Consider the following 15,705-nt stretch of genomic DNA (forward strand, 5'->3'; position numbering starts at 1 on the left):
GACCGCGATCTCGGGGCCAGGCCCGCATCGACGCTGGATGATGGATTTCGTGCGAGCCGCGGTTGCGCGGCGGCGCGTGCTGCGGAAGGCTCATGACCGATCCGCGAAAACTGCTTTGGCGATCAAGACGCGCTCCTACCCCGACGTGGCAGTATGACGTCAAGCCAACCTCGACAATCCGCCAAAGTCCCGGCGCGATCGGCCACGGGGCGCGTGCTATCGGGTCCCAGTAACGGTCAGGCCGCGACGTTGCGCGTCCGCGCCCGATATTCGCCCGGCGTCTGGTTCATCAATTTGCGAAACACCTGCGCCATATGCTCGCCGCCGGAATAGCCGGTGCGGCGGGCCACCTTTTCGATGGGCAGATCGGACTCGGCCAGCCAGCGGCGCGCGGCCTCCAGCTTGGCGCGCTCGAGGAAGCGTTGCGGCGACATGCCGATGTCCTTGGTGAACACCCGCGAGAAGTTGCGCTCGCTCATGGCGAATTGCTCGGCCAGCTTGGCCACGGTCGGCTTGCGATCGATATTATTGACGATCCACTCGGCGGCGACCGAGACACGCGGCAAGGCCGCGCCTTGGGCCCGCAGCTCGGCGCTCAGTTGCGGCTGCTCACCGGGCCGCTTGCGCGACAGCACCAGGACACGTGCGATGTCGACAGCCAGCGGCGCGCCGTGATCGTCCTCGACCATTTGCATGGCCAGATCCATCGCCGCGCTCGAGCCGGCCGTGGTGAAGCAGTTGCCGTCGCGCACGAACAGCGCTTCGCGATCGACCTTGATCTGGGGATAGGCCTTCTGCAGGGCGTTGGCATAGCGCCAATGGGTGACGCAGGACTTGTCATCGAGCAGCCCCGCCTTGGCCAGGACGAAAGCCGCCCCGCCAAACGCGGCGGTTCGGCGCGCGGCGCGCGAGGCGTCCCGCAACCAGGTCAGCAACCGATCGTCTCGCGCGATCACCTGGATATCGATCCCGCCCGCCACCGCGACGGTGTCAAACTGCATGTCGGCGATTTCGGACAAGGCCAGGGTCTGGACCTGGATCCCCGCCGAGGTGGTGATCTGACCGCCCTGCGGCGAAATCAGCACGACGCGATAGGCGGCCTTTCCGGACACGCCGCGTTCGCGCTCGGCCAGTTCGCGATTGGCGGCCGCGAAGACTTCGCTGGGCCCGGCCAGGTTCAACAGCAGAACGCCCTCATAGACCACGATGCCAATGAGCTTTTCGCGGCGATCGCTCAGAAGATCGTCGATACGGTGATGGCGGGCCGCGACAGGGCCTGCGGGGCGATCATCCATTGAACACTCCCTGACGAAGACGGGTCGCTGAACGCGACTCCGCGAATATATCATATTCACGACACTGATCGCCAGTGGGGCCGATGGCCGCACCGGTCGCGGCGTGAATGGATTAACCTGGCGGACGTAAAACGCCATCCGCAACCAGATTCGCCCGCACCGAGCGCAGATGGTCGCGCATGCGCATCCGGGCAGCGTCCGGATCGTGGTTTGCGATCGCGTCCAGCACATATCGATAGCGCGCCACGACACCGCGGGCCCGATCCGGCGTGGTGTTGGGCCCGTAGGTCGAAATCAACACCTGCATGACGCCCTTGAGCAGCGTGGTCAGCACCAGGCTCCGCGAGCTCTCGGCCAGGGCGACATGGAAATCCCGGATCGCGGCGGTGAACCCGATCGGATCGTCGATCGCCTCGGCTTGATCCAGCAAGGCCGCAAGACGAGCGACGTCGTCGGCGTCGGCGCGCTCGGCCGCCAATTCCGCCGTGGCCGCCTCGGCCGCGATCTGGGCGTCAAGCACATCGCTGAGAGGCGCGCCCAACAATTTCAATTGTATGGCGAGCGCATCAGCGAAGATGTCCGGATTGGCGCGCGAGACGCGAACCCCGCCGCCGGCGCCCTTGCGGATCTCGACGACACCCGCCGCCAGGAGGCCGCGCAAGGCATCGCGCACCGCCATTCGACTGACCCCGAACTGTGCGGCCAAGGACGCTTCGCCGCCGATGAAGTCGCCTGGCCGCAGGCGATCGGCGAACAGCGCGTTGCGGATCTGACGCGAGATATCATCCGACAAGGTCCCGACCTTAGCGGGCGCCCAATCCATCTCCCGCGCGTCGGCGGCGACCAGACGCCTGCGCGGCGCGACCTTGCCTGCGATCGGGGCGGCCTTTTCGGCGCGCGTCTTCGCATCAAGCTTGGCCTTCGACATGCCCACCGTTCCCGCTTCCACGCCCGACACGGCGTCCCCGCAGCCTAAGCCCCGACACGCCCTCTTGCGAGCCTAATGTCTAATATATTATATTTGGAAAATTGACGGCCTTAGAGCCGCTTTCCGGACATCCAAGGGAGGGCCGCCGATGCTAAGCCCGGAGAAGAACGACCTATTGACCAAGGTGGGCGCGGACCAGCCGATGGGGCAACTTTTGCGCCGCTACTGGATGCCGATCGCGGCTGTGAGCGAGTTCGACGAAAAGCCCATTCGCCCCGTGCGTCTGATGGGCGAGGACCTGGTGCTCTACAAGGACAAGAGCGGAACCTTTGGCCTGGTCGAACGCCAGTGCGCCCACCGCAGGGCGGATCTGGCCTATGGCTTCGTCGAAGACCAAGGCCTGCGCTGCAACTATCATGGCTGGAAGTACGACCAGACCGGCCGCTGCACCGAGGCCCCCTACGAGGACGCGGCCATGCCGCAAGCCCGTCTGCGCGACAAGGTCCAGCTCAAGGCCTACCCCGTCCAGGTGAAAGCCGGCATGATCTGGGCCTATATGGGCCCCCTGCCCGCGCCGCTGGTGCCCGACTGGGAGCCCTTCTCCTGGGCCAACGGTTTTTGCCAGATCGTTATCGCCGAAGTGCCCTGCAACTGGTTCCAGTGCCAGGAGAACTCGATCGATCCGGTCCACTTCGAATGGATGCACACCAACTGGAGCCGTCGCCAGAAGGGTGACCAAACCTACGGCCCAAAACACCTGAAGGTCGACTTCGCCGAGTTCGAGCACGGCCTGATCTATCGACGCATCCGCGACGACACCACCGACACCCACCCCATGTGGACGGTAGGCCGGGTCTGCCTCTGGCCTAACGGCTTCTTCCTGGGCGACCACTTCGAATGGCGGGTGCCGATCGACGACGAAAATACCTTGAGCGTCGCCTGGATCTTCAGCCGCGTGCCCAACGAACAGGAGCCCTTCGTTCAGGACAAGATCCCGGCCTGGCGCGGACCGGTCAAGGATCCAGACACCGGCCTTTGGATCTCCACGCATGTGATGAACCAGGATTTCGTCGCCTGGGTCGGCCAAGGCGTCGTCGCCGATCGAACCCAGGAACATCTGGGCGCCAGCGACCGAGGCATCGCCATGTTGAGGCGGCAGTTCCTCAACGACCTTGAAAAGGTGGCGCGCGGCGAAGACCCCAAGGCCGTGCTGCGCGACCCCGCCGCCAACCAGATGATCAGCCTGCCGATCGCCGAGCGCGATCTGCTGGTCAACGGGCTGCCGCGCGAGAAGCTTGAAGCCCACCCGGTGTTTGGAAAGCACCTCAAACACTTCGTCTTCCAGGCGGGCCAGCCGGACGCCGTTCGCGACGCCTACCGCGCGGCCATGGGCCTGGAGCCGGTCGACTAGTCAAAAAAAGGCCGCCCGCCTCGAAGGAGGCGGGCGGAAGTCTTGAACGCTCGCCGAGACGAGCGGACCCAGATCGGAAGGGCTCGCTTAAGTCCGCGCGGCGCCGGCGCCCCAGCCATAGATGTCGATGGTGCGCTCGCCGGCCTTGATCCGCGCGATCTTGGCCGCCTCGTCGGCTTCACGGGCGGCGGCCTTTTCCAGAACCTCGTCCACGCGCGCCGCGGGGATGGCCACCGCGCCGTCGCGATCGCCGACGATCAGGTCGCCGGGCTGCACCAGGACCTCGCCGATCCGCACCGGCTTGCCCAGGAACGCGACGCCGTCGTGGTCCTTGATCGTTCCACGAATGCAGACCCCGTGGGAGAAGACCGGGAAGCCCATCTTCAAAAGCCCCGCGGAGTCGCGCACGCCGCCGTCGATCAGCAGGCCGGTGAGGCCCGCGGCGATGGCCGCGGTGTTCATGATGTCGCCCCAATAGCCCCATTCGACGCCACCGGACGGGAACACCACCATCACGTCGCCCGGCTTGGCGACGTAGAGTCCGCGGTGGATCCAGAGATTGTCGCCGGCCGGGCAATGGACGGTGAAGGCCGGGCCGGCCATGACCCAGGTCTCGTCGATCGGCTTGATCGCCGACGGCAAGGCTCCGATGCGACCGGCGGCCTCATGTAGGGTCGCCGAGCCGAACGCCCGGGCGCGCGACAGTTGGTCGGGAGAAAAGCTCATCAGGCTTGCCGGGTCTGCAGCGAGTGATAACGCAGATCGTTGCGCACCGCGTCCAGGCGCTCGCCCTGCGCCAAGCGCGCCCGAATGGCCTCCTCGGCCGCGTGGATCACCTCGGCCGCGGCCAAGACCTCGTCCTCGCGATCACGGGGAATGACGATCACGCCGTCGCTGTCGCCCTTCAACAGGTCGCCCGGCGCGATCCGCGCGTCGCCGATCGTCACCACGCCGCCGACCGTCTCCAGCTGCACGCGGTCCTTGCCCGTGCGCATCGAATAGGAGCGGCTGTACATCGGATAGCCCAACTTCAGGGCCAGGTGCGTATCGCGGCAGGCGCCGTCGATCACGGTGCCGCCCAGGCCGCGCTTGTGGGCCACGAAGGTCATGATGTCGCCCCACACGGTGGCGTCGGGGCGTCCGCCGTTGTCGATCACCACAACGGCGCCTTCCGGCACATCGTCGATGAAATCCCCGACCGTGCCGCCTGGGCCTTGCGGAGCGTATTGCAGGGTGAAGGCGCGGCCGGCCAGGACATTGGCCTTCTGATCCAGCGGCTTGATGCCCAGGCATTGGCCGGCGATCCCCAGACGGTCCAGGGCGTCGGACAGGGTGGCGGTGTCGAGCCGGGCGGCCCGTTCGACATTGGTATCACTCATCGATCAGTCCTTATGGCTCAGCATGTGCTCGTAGGCGCCGCCCATCACCTGGCTGACTGGCTCTCCAGCCAGCACCGCCTTGGTCATCGCCGCTTCGCGCTGGACGATGCGTTCCGCAGCCGCCAGAACGGCCTGCAGCTGGTCGGCGGGGATGAAGGCGACGCCGCTGGAATCGGCGACCACGAAGTCGCCGTTGCGCACCGTGACGTCCCCGACCTGGATCTCGCCGCCGGTCTGGGCTTCATGGATGCGTCCGCGCGCGGTGCGCGCGGTCTGACCGCGCGAATAGACCGGAAAGCCCAGGTCGGCCGCTTCGTCGATGTCGCGCGCGGGTCCCTCGACGATCACGCCCGAAAGCTCCCGGGTCTGGGCCGCGTTGGACAAAATGCCCCCCCAGCCGGAGGCGTCCAGGCCGGTGCGCTGCTCGACGACGACGACGCCGCCGACCGGGGCGGCCTCGATCGCGCTCGTGCACAGGTGGCGCGGCTTGGCCTCGGGCGGCGCCTGGCCAGCGGCGAGGCGCACGGTGACCACCTCCCCCGCGATGCGGCGACGGGCCGTGCGCGGTCCAATCCCGGTCACCGCCGAAGGCAGTTTCAGCTGGTCCAGCGCGTCGGAAATCGCGCAGACGTCCAGGCGTCGCAGGCGTTGAAGATGGCTTTCGTCAGTCATGGAAACTCCCCTATCGCCAACAGACGAAGCCATTGGCGGTGCCGGTGCCGGCTTCGGACCGGTAGCAAGGCTGGTAGTCGACGACGTCGCCGATCAGCTTGGTGTCGAACAGCGCGCCCGCCGCCCCGATCCAGTTCTTCAGCTCGGAGGTGCCCGATTGAAACGCGCTCTCGGGGTGGGCGCAGAGCGCCCCGGCGTCACGCGCCTGCAGGGCCATCAGGATGTCGTGGTCGAAGGCCTCGTCGATGACGAAGTGGCTCATGCCGCCCGATCCGATCACCGCCACGCGCGCATCGCTGTCCCAATCGGCGATCGCACGGCCGACCAGTTGGCCAAATTCGAAGCACCGTCGGGCGCTGGGCTGGTTTGGCGGGAAGAAGGTGTTGGCGATGATCGGCACATTGGCCACCGGCCGATCGCGCATGATTTGGCGATAGATGAAGCCGAAGGCGTGGCCGATGCCGCTATTCCAATGATCGGCGTGGGTCGGCAGGCGCACCGATCGCGCCACATCAAAACCCCCGTCCATCGCGGCGCGAATGATCCGGCCGCCCAGCTCCGGATGGCCGGGATACTCCTGGTAGGCGGACGGCTTGTGTCCTGGCTCGGCTTCGAAGATGCCCGGCGCCATGCGGGCGGCCTGGGCCGGCGTGGCCGGCTCGTTCCAGATCGTCGGGCCGTGAAAGACGGTCAGGGCCGGCATGATGTCGTCGAGAAAGACTTCGTTCTGGTCGTTGCCGAAGATCACCGCCACATCGACGCGAGCCTCTTCGAAGGCGTCGGCCAACACCGTGATGGCCTTTTGGCAGGCCTCGGCGCGACGTGTCCGCTCGGCCATGCCGCTTTGCGCGGCCAGCCCTTCGCCTTGACGCAACCGCACCAGGGTGTCGAAGTCGTAGAGCCCGCCTCGGAAGGGATGGTCCTTGCGCGCCTTGTCGGCCGGCAGGCGCAGCGACCATTGCTCGGGCGTGGTCGAAAGGGTCGGGCCGTGGGTGGTCCACAGGCCCAGAACGATCTCAGCCATGACGCCCCCTAGGCCAGATTGAAAAGGCGGCGGGCGTTGCCTTCGAAGATCAGGCTCTTGTCGGCGTCCGACAACCAGTCGAACCCGGCGATGGTCGGCGCGATGTGATCCATCGTGCAGCCGTCATGGCTGTGCGGATGGACCTTGGACCCCACGCCGGGGCATTCGGCGCCGAACAGGCAGCGATCGGCGCCGACGGTCTCGATTAGCAGTCGCAGGCCGCCTTCGCTGTAGAGCACGGTGTCGAAATAGAGGTTGCGCAGGCCCTCGCTGAACCGCTTGCCGCCGGGACGCAGGGAAGAGGCCTCGAACCGCCCCAATTGGTAGGGAATGGCTCCGCCGCCATGGCTGACGACAATCTTCAGGTCCGGGAAGTCGGTGAAGACGTTCGAATTGACGAGGTTGTAGACCGCGATGGTCTCCTCGTTGATGAAATGCACGGTGTAGGGGGTGCGCTCCGACTGCGAACCGGTGGCATGGATGTGGGCGGGCACGCCCAGCTCGACCAGCTTTTCGTAGAGCGGATACCAGTACCGATCGCCAAGCCCCGGAGCCTCCTGCCCCCCGTTCTCGTAAGGGTCGGGGTTGAGGAGGCAGCCCTTGAAGCCCAGACCGATGCAGCGCTCCAGCTCCGGCAGGACGTTCTCGATCGGCTCGCCGGCCACCTGCGGCAAGCCGCAGACGCCGACGAAGAGATCGGGGAACAGCTGCATCTGCCGATAGATGATGTTGTTGGTCTCTTCAGTGAACCAATGGACCACCCGGCCAGGCTTGGCCGAGGCCATCATCTGGAACGGCCGGGGCGAGATCAGCTGCAGATCGGTGCCGTGGCTCTTGAGCATGTCCAGATGGCCGACCGGCGCCATCTCCTTCTTGTTGACCGCCCGGCGGATGTCGTCGTCGGAGACATCGACCTTGCCGCGCCCGTGCGAACCGCGATGCGACAGCAAGGAGGCCTTGTAGGCCCAGAGTTCGGCCGGGGCGCTGACGTGGCCGTGGCAGTCGATGATCATGGAGGCTCCCCAAGAACGTGAGCCTCTTGGACTAAAGGTCGCCCGCCTCGCCCGCAGGACGAAAGCCCCGGCAGATCAGCCAAGGCGGCCGTCCGGCGGCGGCAGGGGTTTGTCCGATCCGCGCCCCGACCCCGACCTAAGCTTGCCGCCAACTAGACGGCCAAGAGCCGGTTCGAACCAAGCGGGTGCGTGTTTTGAAGACCCTTTCCCAGCTCGCCGACGAGCATGAAGACGAAATGAGCCGCCGGCTCGACAAGATGGTGATGAAGTCGGTGCTCTATATGTCCGGTGACATCGACCCCAGCGCGCCGCGTCCGCCGCCGTCCAAGGAAGAGGTCGCGGGCCGTCACTACCTGATGGCCGAAGACCCGCGCCTGAAGCCCATGCCCAAGGCGCCGACCCTGATCGACTTCTTCCGCTATCGCTTCGGTCCCGCCGCCCACCTGCTGCAAAGCGCGCGCCTGGCGCTGAAAAACGGCCTGGACGAGAAGATCGTCATGGCGTGCCTGCTGCACGACATCGCCGTCTTCGGCCTGATCCGCGCCGACCACGGCTACTGGGGGGCGCAACTGATCGAGCCCTATGTCGACGAGGAAGTCAGCTGGGCGGTCCGCGCGCACCAAGCCCTGCGGTTCTATCCCGACGAGTCGGTCGGCTACGAATATCCCGAAGCCTATCTGCGCATGTTCGGGACCGACTACGCGCCCGATCCCTACATCGAGGCCGAGTACCAGCGGGCCCGAAACCACAAATGGTACATGTCCGCGCGCCTGGTGACGCTCAACGATCTCTACGCCTTCGAGCCCGGCGTCGTCGTCGACATCGAGGACTTCACCGACATCATCGGCCGAAACTTCAAGCAGCCCAAGGAGGGCCTGGGGATGGACAACTCTCCGGCCAGCCACATGTGGCGCACCATCATCGCCCCGACCAAGTTCCTGTGAGCGTGGCGATCATGACCGACACCCTCCCCGCTTCCCACGTCGCGTCCGACGTCGCGCCCCTGCTGCAGACCATTGGCGGCGCCCAGGAAGACAGCCCCACGCGCTTCCTCGTGATCGACCCGGCCACCGACGCGCCGTTCGCCGATTGCCCCGACGCCACCCGCGACCAGTTGGATCGCGCCGTCGCCGCGGCGCGGGCCGCCTTTCCGGCATGGAGCGCCGCCAGCGTCGAGGACCGTCGCCAGCGCCTGAAGGCGTTCGCCCAGGCTCTGCGCGACCAAAGCGACCAAATGGCGCCGCTGTTGACCCGCGAACAGGGAAAACCCCTGGCCCAGGCGCGCATGGAGTTGGTGATCGCGGCCAAGCGCATCGACGAACTGGTGACCATCGATCTGTCGCCCGAGCTGCTGCGCGATGACGCCGAGGCCCGGACGGAACTGCGCTATCGCCCGCTGGGCGTGATCGGGGCCATCACGCCCTGGAACGTGCCTGTCAGCCTGGCCACCGCCAAGATCGTCCAGGCGCTGTACACCGGCAACACCGTGGTGTTGAAACCCTCGCCGTTCACGCCCCTGACGACCTTGATGCTGGGGACCCTGGGCCTGGCCCACTTCCCGCCGGGCGTGCTCAACGTCGTGGCCGGCGGCAACGAGCTGGGCCGCTGGATCACCGAACATCCCGACGTCGACAAGATCTCGTTCACCGGCTCGGGCCCAACCGGCAAGGCGATCATGCGCAGCGCCGCCGCCAGCCTCAAGCGCCTGACCTTGGAGCTGGGCGGCAACGATCCGGCCATCGTCCTGCCCGACGCCGACGTCGAGGTGGTCGCGCCCAAGATCGTTCAGGCGGCCTTTTCGAACGCCGGCCAGATCTGCATGGCCGTCAAGCGGGTCTACGTCCACGCCGACATCCACGACGCCCTTTGCGCCGCGATCGCCCGGATCGCCGCCACTTGGAAGCTGGGCCCCGGTACGGAGGCCGGCGTTCAGATCGGCCCCGTGCAGAACCGCCCACAGTACGACAAGCTTGTCGGACTTCTGGCCCAGACGCGGGCCCTGCCCGGCGCGCGTCTGCTGGCCGGCGGCGAAACGCCGGGTCCTGGCTATTTCCTGTCGCCCACGGTGTTCGCCGGCGTCGAGGACGGTTGCGCGCTCGTCGACGATGAGCAGTTTGGCCCGATCCTGCCGATCGTTCGCTACACCAATCTCGATGCGCTCGTCGATCGTCTCAACGCCAGTCGCTTTGGCCTGTCCGCGTCGATCTGGACCGCCGATCCCGCCCGGGGCGAAGCGGTGGCGCGGCGTCTAGAGGTCGGCACCGCCTGGATCAACCGCCACGGCGGCGCCGACAACTTCGCGCCCTTTGGCGGCGCCAAGGAATCGGGGGTCGGACGGGAATATTCGGTCGTGGGCCTGAAGGCCTACATGGAACCGCACGTCGTAAGCCTGGCCAAGATCTGATGACCCACGACATGACGACCCTCGCGGGTCTGGCCGCCGCCTTGCTGGCGTCCGGCGTGCTGGCCGGCATCCTGGCGGGACTGCTCGGGGTCGGCGGCGGCATCGTCCTGGTGCCCGTGCTCTTCTACGTGTTCTCGGCCCTGGGCGTCAGTCCCGAGGTCAAGATGCACATGGCCGTCGGCACCTCCTTGATGTCGATGATTCCGACCTCGATCCGCTCGGCTCTGGCCCATCGCAAACATGGCGCGGTCGACGAAGAGCTGCTGGGCCGTTGGGCCATCCCCGCCTTTCTGGGCGCTATCGCCGGCATCCTGATCGCCGCCTGGGTCAAGGGGCCGGTGCTGATGACGGTGTTCGCCGTCTTCGCCTCTCTGGCCGCCCTACACATGGCGTTCGGCAAGGAGAGCTGGCGGGTCGCCACCGAACTGCCGGGCCGGCTTGGCCAGTCGCTCATGGCGTTCCTGATCGCCGGCGTCTCGGTGATGATGGGCATCGGCGGCGGCACCTTCACCGTGCCGACCCTCACCCTGTTTGGCTATCCAATTCACCGGGCCGTCGGCACGGCGTCCGCCATCGGTGTTCTGATCGCCGTGCCCGGCGCCATCGGTTTTGCCTTGAGCGGCTTGGGCGCTGCGGATCGTCCGCCCTTCTCGCTGGGCTATGCCAGCCTGCTGGGCGTGGCCTTGATCGTGCCCGCGACCTTCATCGCCGCCCCCTGGGGCGCGGCGCTCGCCCACCGCCTGAACCGTCTGTGGCTGCGGCGGGCCTTTGCCATCTTCCTGGGCGCCACCGGCGTCAAGATGGCCCTGAACCTTCTGAGGTAGACGTCATGCAAGTCGCGATCATTGGGGGCGGTATCGTGGGCCTGACCCTGGGCCTGAACCTCCATGCCCGAGGCATTGGCTGCCGGATCTACGAGGCTGTGCCCAACATCCAGGAGATCGGCGTCGGCATCACCTTGCTGCCCCACGGCGTGCGCGAACTGACCGCCCTGGGCCTGCAGGACAAGCTGCTGGCCGTTGGTATTGAAAACCGCGAGAGCGCCTTCTTCAACCGGTTCGGCCAGCTGATCTACAAGGAGCCTCGCGGTCGCCTGGCGGGCTACGCCACGCCGGAGATCGGCATTCATCGCGGTCGTCTGCACGCCCTTCTCTATGCCGAAGCCAAGGCCCGCCTGGGGGCCGACCAGATCGTCACCGGCTGCCGCGCCTTGGGCGTCGAGCAGGACGACGACGGCGTCACCATCCGGTTCGAGAGCGGCCATAGCGTGCGCGCCGATGTGGCGATCGCGTGCGACGGGGTCAATTCGGCGATCCGGCGCCAATTCTATCCCGACGAGACCATGGCCTTCACCGGCATCAACACCTGGCGCGGCGTCACACGCCGCAAGCCCATCCTGGACGGGCGCACCTATATGCGGGTCGGCTCCCTGAAGACCGGCAAGATCGTCATCTATCCCATCGGCGACGCGGCGGATGGCTCGGGCGACCAATTGATCAATTGGGTCGCGGAAATCCAATCCGACAACCAGGTCATGAACGACTGGAACGCCAAGGGGCGGCTGGATCAGTTCTATCCCCTGTACGAGAGCTGGAAATTCGACTGGCTGGACGTCTCGGCCCTGATCCGCGACGCCGAGCAGATCTTCGAATATCCGATGGTCGACAAGGATCCGATCGATCGCTGGACCTTTGGCCGCGTCACCTTCGCCGGCGACGCTGCCCATCCTATGTATCCGCGCGGCTCCAACGGTTCGGCCCAGGGGGTGATCGACGCCCGGGTGCTGGCCGACCATCTGAACGCGCCGGGCGGACCGGTCGCGGCCCTGGCCGCCTATGAGACCGAGCGCCTGGCGCCGACGGCGGCCGTGGTTCGCGCCAACCGCGCCAACCCACCGGACATCATCAACATCAAGGTCGAGGAACTGACGGGCGACGAGCCGTTCGACGATCTGGACGCGCTGATCAGCCAGGACGAGCTTCGCGCCCTGTCAGATCGCTACAAGCAGGTCGCCGGTTTCGATCTGAAGTCCTTGAGCGCCCCCGCATGACGCCGCCGGGGCTCGACATCGCGGCCATGGACAGCCTGCGCGAGCGCCTGGCCGACCGGGCCATGTTGCCGCTATGGGAGTCGCTTCACGCCCTGGTCCCGCCTCAGCCCAACCGGCACTATCGTCCGCACCTGTGGGTCTATGACGAGATCCGCGCCCTGCTGTTGGAAGCCGGCGGCCTGATCTCCGCCGAGCAGGCCGAGCGACGGGTGCTGATCCTGGAAAACCCCGACCTTCCGGGCTCGGCCTCGATCACCCCGACCCTCTATGCCGGCGTCCAGCTGGTGCTGCCCGGCGAGATCGCGCCGGCCCACCGGCACACGCAGTCGGCGCTGCGTTTCGTGCTGGAAGGTGAAGGCGCGATCACGGCGGTCGAGGGCGAGGAGATCGTCATGGGCCCCGGCGACCTAGTCCTGACCCCCAACTGGAAATGGCACGATCACGGCAACGCCTCGCGTTCGCCGATGATGTGGTTGGATGGCCTGGATATCCCGCTGGTGCGCTTCTTCAACGGCGGCTTCATGGAGAAATCCAATAGCCCGGTCGGCGCGCGCACCAAGGCGCGCGGCGACGGCTTGCTGCGGTTCGGCGCGGGCCTGGCGCCGGCCGAATGGCGTCCCACGAGCAAGGCCTCGCCCAAGGTCCACTATCCCTATGCCGACGCGCGCGCTGCGCTGAACGTCCTGGCCGCGTCCGATGCGATCGACCCTTTCCAGGGCTGGCGCATGCGCTACGTGAACCCCGCGACCGGCGGCCCGCCCCTGCCCACCATCAGCTGCTATCTTCGGCTGCTGCCCAAGGACTATCGCACCCTGCCCTATCGGGCGACCGACAGTCGCGTCTTCACCGCGGTCGAGGGTCAGGGCGTGGCCACCATTGACGGCCGCGCCTTCCCGTTCTCGCAACGGGATGTCTTCTGCGCGCCGTCCTGGGCCAGCGTCTCGATCGAGACCGGGCCGCAGACCGTGCTGTTCGAAATGTCCGATCGCGTCGCCCAGGAGGCCTTTGACCTCTGGCGCGAAGATCGCCCCTCCGCCTGACATCTCTGATTGGAACCTCGATGAGCTATCTGTTCACGCCCGCGCCCGTCGTCTCGGCCCCCGTTGTCGGCGAGACCGACCGCTTCCCCGTGCGGCGGATCTTCTGTGTCGGCCGCAACTACGCCGCCCACACGCGCGAGATGGGCGGCGACCCGACACGCGACGCGCCGTTCTTCTTCCTCAAGCCCGCCGACGCCCTGATCGGATCGGGCGAGACGATCGCCTATCCGTCCGACACCGCCAATCTGCACTATGAGATCGAACTGGTGGTCGCCATTGGCAAGGATGGCCGCGACATCCCCGAAGACGCGGCGCTGGACCACGTGTTCGGCTACGGGGTCGGGATCGACCTGACGCGGCGCGATCGCCAGTTCGAAGCCCGCGATAAGGGGCGTCCGTGGGACCTGGGGAAGGCCTTCGACCAGTCCGCGCCGATGGCCGCCCTACACAAGGCCGCCGAGGTCGGTCACCTCAGCGAAGGGCGCATCTGGCTGGCGGTCAATGGCGAGATCAAGCAGGAGGCCGACCTGTCGCAGTTGATCTGGTCGGTTCCGGAGATCGTCTCGATCATCTCCAAGTCGTGGGAATTGCGCGCGGGCGACCTGATCTTCTCGGGCACGCCCGACAAGGTCGGCCAGATCGGCAAGGGTGATCGCGTCACCGGCGGCGTCTCCGGCCTCACCGACATCGCCCTGACCATCGCGGCCTAAGCCAGATCGCCATGCACGTCTCATGACCAAGATTGTTGTCCAAGTCCGCCGCAAGGTCCGCGAGGCCGACGGCATTTGCAGTTTCGAGCTGATCAATCCAGGCGGAGCGCCTCTGCCGGCGTTCACAGCGGGCTCGCACATTGATGTCGTAACGCCGTCGGGGGCCACGCGGCAGTATTCGCTGTGCAATGCACCAACCGAGCGCCACCGCTACCTGATCGGCGTGCTGCGCGACCCGGCGTCGCGCGGCGGCTCGGCCTCACTGCATGACAGCATCGCCGAAGGCGACATCCTGCAGATCAGTCCGCCGCGAAACCACTTCGCGGTGAGCGCTGGACCGCCGGCCCTGCTCGTGGCCGGCGGCATCGGGGTGACGCCGATCCTGTGCATGGCCGAGCAGTTGCACGCCGCCGGTCAGGCGTTCGAGATGCACTACTGCGGGCGCGCGGCGGCCGGCATGGCCTTCCTCGAGCGGCTGCGGGCCAGTCCGTTCGCCGCGAGCGTCCACCTCCATCGCGACGATGGTCCAGAAGATCAACGGCTGGATCTCCCCGCCCTGCTCCGGAACGCCAAGGCCGGCAGCCATCTCTATGTCTGTGGACCGACCGGGTTCATGGACTGGGTGATCGCTGGGGCGAGACAGGCCGGCTGGCCCGACGAGGCGGTTCACCGCGAGTACTTCACGGGCGCGGCGATCGACGATACGGGTGACAAGCCCTTCGAGATCGAAATCGCCAGCAGCGGCGAGGTCCTGAACGTGCCTGTCGGGACGCGCGCCATCGACGTGCTGGCCCAGGCGGGCTTTACGGTCGAGACCTCGTGCGAGGAAGGCGTCTGCGGCACCTGCGTGACGCGCGTGATAGCGGGCGAGGTGGATCACCGCGACCTCTATCTGACCGACGGGGAAAAGGCGGCCCATCGCGAGTTCACCCCGTGCGTGTCCCGCGCCCTGAGCGCCCGTCTGACCCTGGACCTCTAGCCCTTACTCGGCGTCGGCCTGACGTTCTGGAGCCGCCAACGCGAAGGCCGGCAGCGCCTTGGCGGCGCTTTCCGCCCGCATTAGGCGAGGAAAGCGCGAGACATCGACGCCGAACCGCCGGGCGTTGCCCAACTGGGGCGCCAGGCAGATGTCCGCCAGGCTGGGCGCATCGCCAAAGCAAAAGCCGCTGTCCGTAGGGGTGTCGCCCAGCAAGCGCTCACAGGCCTCAAGGCCGGCTTGGTTGATCTCGGCCGCCCACGCATCGCCAGCCGCGGGATCACCGGTGATCTGGATCACCTTGCGCAACACGCGCAAATTTTGCAGCGGGTGGGTGTCGATCGCCAGCACGCCCGCGAAGGCCCGCACCCTGGCGCGTTGCAGACGATCGCGCGGCAGCAGCGCCGGCTCGGGGTGGGTTTCGTCCAGCCACTCGATGATCGCCAACGATTGGGTGAGCAACTGGCCGTCGTCGAGTTCAAGCACCGGCACCAGGCCCTGGGGGTTGAGCGCCAGGAACGCCGGGTCGTGCTGCTCGCCCCGGCGCAGATGGTGGGACACCGCCTCGACGCTCAGGCCCTTCAGATTCAAGGCGATGCGAACGCGATAGCTTGCCGCGCTTCGGAAATAGCCATGTAGGCGCATCGTCGGTCTTGCTCACTCAAAAAGGGTCGACCCGGCCTATCATCGCTGTCGTCCAGCCTGCCAGTGGCTCCGGGATGGTTGTCCGAAACCCCGGCCCATTGGTCCGATCCCAAGCCTGGCCCGCGCTTAAATGTCAGCGGCGCGGGCCCGCCTTCCCC

At 66.8% G+C, this 15,705-nt stretch carries 16 protein-coding genes; 8 read left to right on the forward strand and 8 right to left on the reverse strand.

What is annotated here, in order from left to right:
- Positions 1 to 236: 236 nt before the first annotated feature.
- The gene (locus tag ACW175_RS14380) at positions 237 to 1,295 is read right to left on the reverse strand and encodes a GlxA family transcriptional regulator (RefSeq protein ID WP_492100728.1); all 1,059 of its coding nucleotides are present in this window, start codon (positions 1,293 to 1,295) and stop codon (positions 237 to 239) included.
- A 112-nt stretch (positions 1,296 to 1,407) separates the two neighbouring features.
- Positions 1,408 to 2,223, reverse strand: a complete 816-nt coding sequence (locus ACW175_RS14385) for a FadR/GntR family transcriptional regulator (RefSeq protein ID WP_492100729.1) — start codon at positions 2,221 to 2,223, stop codon at positions 1,408 to 1,410.
- Positions 2,224 to 2,371: 148 nt separating this feature from the next.
- On the opposite strand from ACW175_RS14385, the gene ACW175_RS14390 reads away from it, so the two are divergent.
- Complete coding sequence (locus tag ACW175_RS14390) at positions 2,372 to 3,634, forward strand: Rieske 2Fe-2S domain-containing protein (protein ID WP_492100730.1); 1,263 nt, start codon at positions 2,372 to 2,374, stop codon at positions 3,632 to 3,634.
- A gap of 87 nt (positions 3,635 to 3,721) precedes the next feature.
- Here the strand turns inward: ACW175_RS14390 and ACW175_RS14395 are convergent, their stop codons facing one another.
- From ACW175_RS14395 to ACW175_RS14415, 5 genes are read right to left on the reverse strand one after another with little or no spacing between them, the layout of a single operon-like run.
- Positions 3,722 to 4,360 (reverse strand): 4-carboxy-4-hydroxy-2-oxoadipate aldolase/oxaloacetate decarboxylase, encoded by a 639-nt coding sequence (locus ACW175_RS14395; RefSeq protein ID WP_492100731.1) that lies wholly within the window; start codon positions 4,358 to 4,360, stop codon positions 3,722 to 3,724.
- Positions 4,360 to 5,013, reverse strand: coding sequence for an RraA family protein (locus tag ACW175_RS14400; protein WP_492100732.1), 654 nt, complete (start codon positions 5,011 to 5,013; stop codon positions 4,360 to 4,362). Before ACW175_RS14400 ends, ACW175_RS14395 begins: the two co-directional genes overlap by 1 nt.
- Positions 5,014 to 5,016: 3 nt before the next feature.
- On the reverse strand, positions 5,017 to 5,685 hold the full coding sequence (locus tag ACW175_RS14405; RefSeq protein ID WP_492100733.1) for an RraA family protein: 669 nt from the start codon (positions 5,683 to 5,685) through the stop codon (positions 5,017 to 5,019).
- Positions 5,686 to 5,695: 10 nt separating this feature from the next.
- A complete protein-coding gene (locus ACW175_RS14410) occupies positions 5,696 to 6,709 on the reverse strand; it encodes a DODA-type extradiol aromatic ring-opening family dioxygenase (RefSeq protein WP_492100734.1) in 1,014 nt (337 codons plus the stop codon).
- 8 nt (positions 6,710 to 6,717) lie between these two features.
- The gene (locus ACW175_RS14415; RefSeq protein ID WP_492100735.1) at positions 6,718 to 7,722 is read right to left on the reverse strand and encodes an amidohydrolase family protein; all 1,005 of its coding nucleotides are present in this window, start codon (positions 7,720 to 7,722) and stop codon (positions 6,718 to 6,720) included.
- A gap of 236 nt (positions 7,723 to 7,958) precedes the next feature.
- Here ACW175_RS14415 and ACW175_RS14420 point away from each other — a divergent pair, with 236 nt between their 5' ends.
- The 7 genes from ACW175_RS14420 to ACW175_RS14450 are packed head-to-tail and all read left to right on the forward strand — an operon-like array spanning position 7,959 to position 14,905.
- On the forward strand, positions 7,959 to 8,666 hold the full coding sequence (locus tag ACW175_RS14420; RefSeq protein ID WP_492100736.1) for an HD domain-containing protein: 708 nt from the start codon (positions 7,959 to 7,961) through the stop codon (positions 8,664 to 8,666).
- 11 nt (positions 8,667 to 8,677) lie between these two features.
- A complete protein-coding gene (locus tag ACW175_RS14425; RefSeq protein ID WP_492100737.1) occupies positions 8,678 to 10,126 on the forward strand; it encodes an aldehyde dehydrogenase family protein in 1,449 nt (482 codons plus the stop codon).
- A complete protein-coding gene (locus ACW175_RS14430; RefSeq protein WP_492100738.1) occupies positions 10,126 to 10,950 on the forward strand; it encodes a sulfite exporter TauE/SafE family protein in 825 nt (274 codons plus the stop codon). Before ACW175_RS14425 ends, ACW175_RS14430 begins: the two co-directional genes overlap by 1 nt.
- 5 nt (positions 10,951 to 10,955) lie before the next feature.
- Positions 10,956 to 12,176, forward strand: a complete 1,221-nt coding sequence (locus ACW175_RS14435) for a flavin-dependent oxidoreductase (RefSeq protein ID WP_492100739.1) — start codon at positions 10,956 to 10,958, stop codon at positions 12,174 to 12,176.
- The gene (gene gtdA, locus ACW175_RS14440; protein ID WP_492100740.1) at positions 12,173 to 13,216 is read left to right on the forward strand and encodes a gentisate 1,2-dioxygenase; all 1,044 of its coding nucleotides are present in this window, start codon (positions 12,173 to 12,175) and stop codon (positions 13,214 to 13,216) included. Before ACW175_RS14435 ends, gtdA begins: the two co-directional genes overlap by 4 nt.
- Before the next feature lie 20 nt (positions 13,217 to 13,236).
- Positions 13,237 to 13,926: a fumarylacetoacetate hydrolase family protein gene (locus ACW175_RS14445; protein ID WP_492100741.1), complete on the forward strand. Its 690-nt coding sequence runs from the start codon at positions 13,237 to 13,239 to the stop codon at positions 13,924 to 13,926.
- Positions 13,927 to 13,948: 22 nt separating this feature from the next.
- Entirely contained in the window at positions 13,949 to 14,905 is a 957-nt protein-coding gene (locus ACW175_RS14450) for a PDR/VanB family oxidoreductase (protein WP_492100742.1), read from the forward strand.
- Between the two features lie 3 nt (positions 14,906 to 14,908).
- On the opposite strand, the gene maiA is transcribed toward ACW175_RS14450, so the two are convergent.
- The gene (maiA, locus tag ACW175_RS14455; RefSeq protein ID WP_492100743.1) at positions 14,909 to 15,547 is read right to left on the reverse strand and encodes a maleylacetoacetate isomerase; all 639 of its coding nucleotides are present in this window, start codon (positions 15,545 to 15,547) and stop codon (positions 14,909 to 14,911) included.
- Positions 15,548 to 15,705: the final 158 nt, after the last annotated feature.

It is taken from the genome of Caulobacter sp. FV1ye6ST, assembly GCF_058681225.1.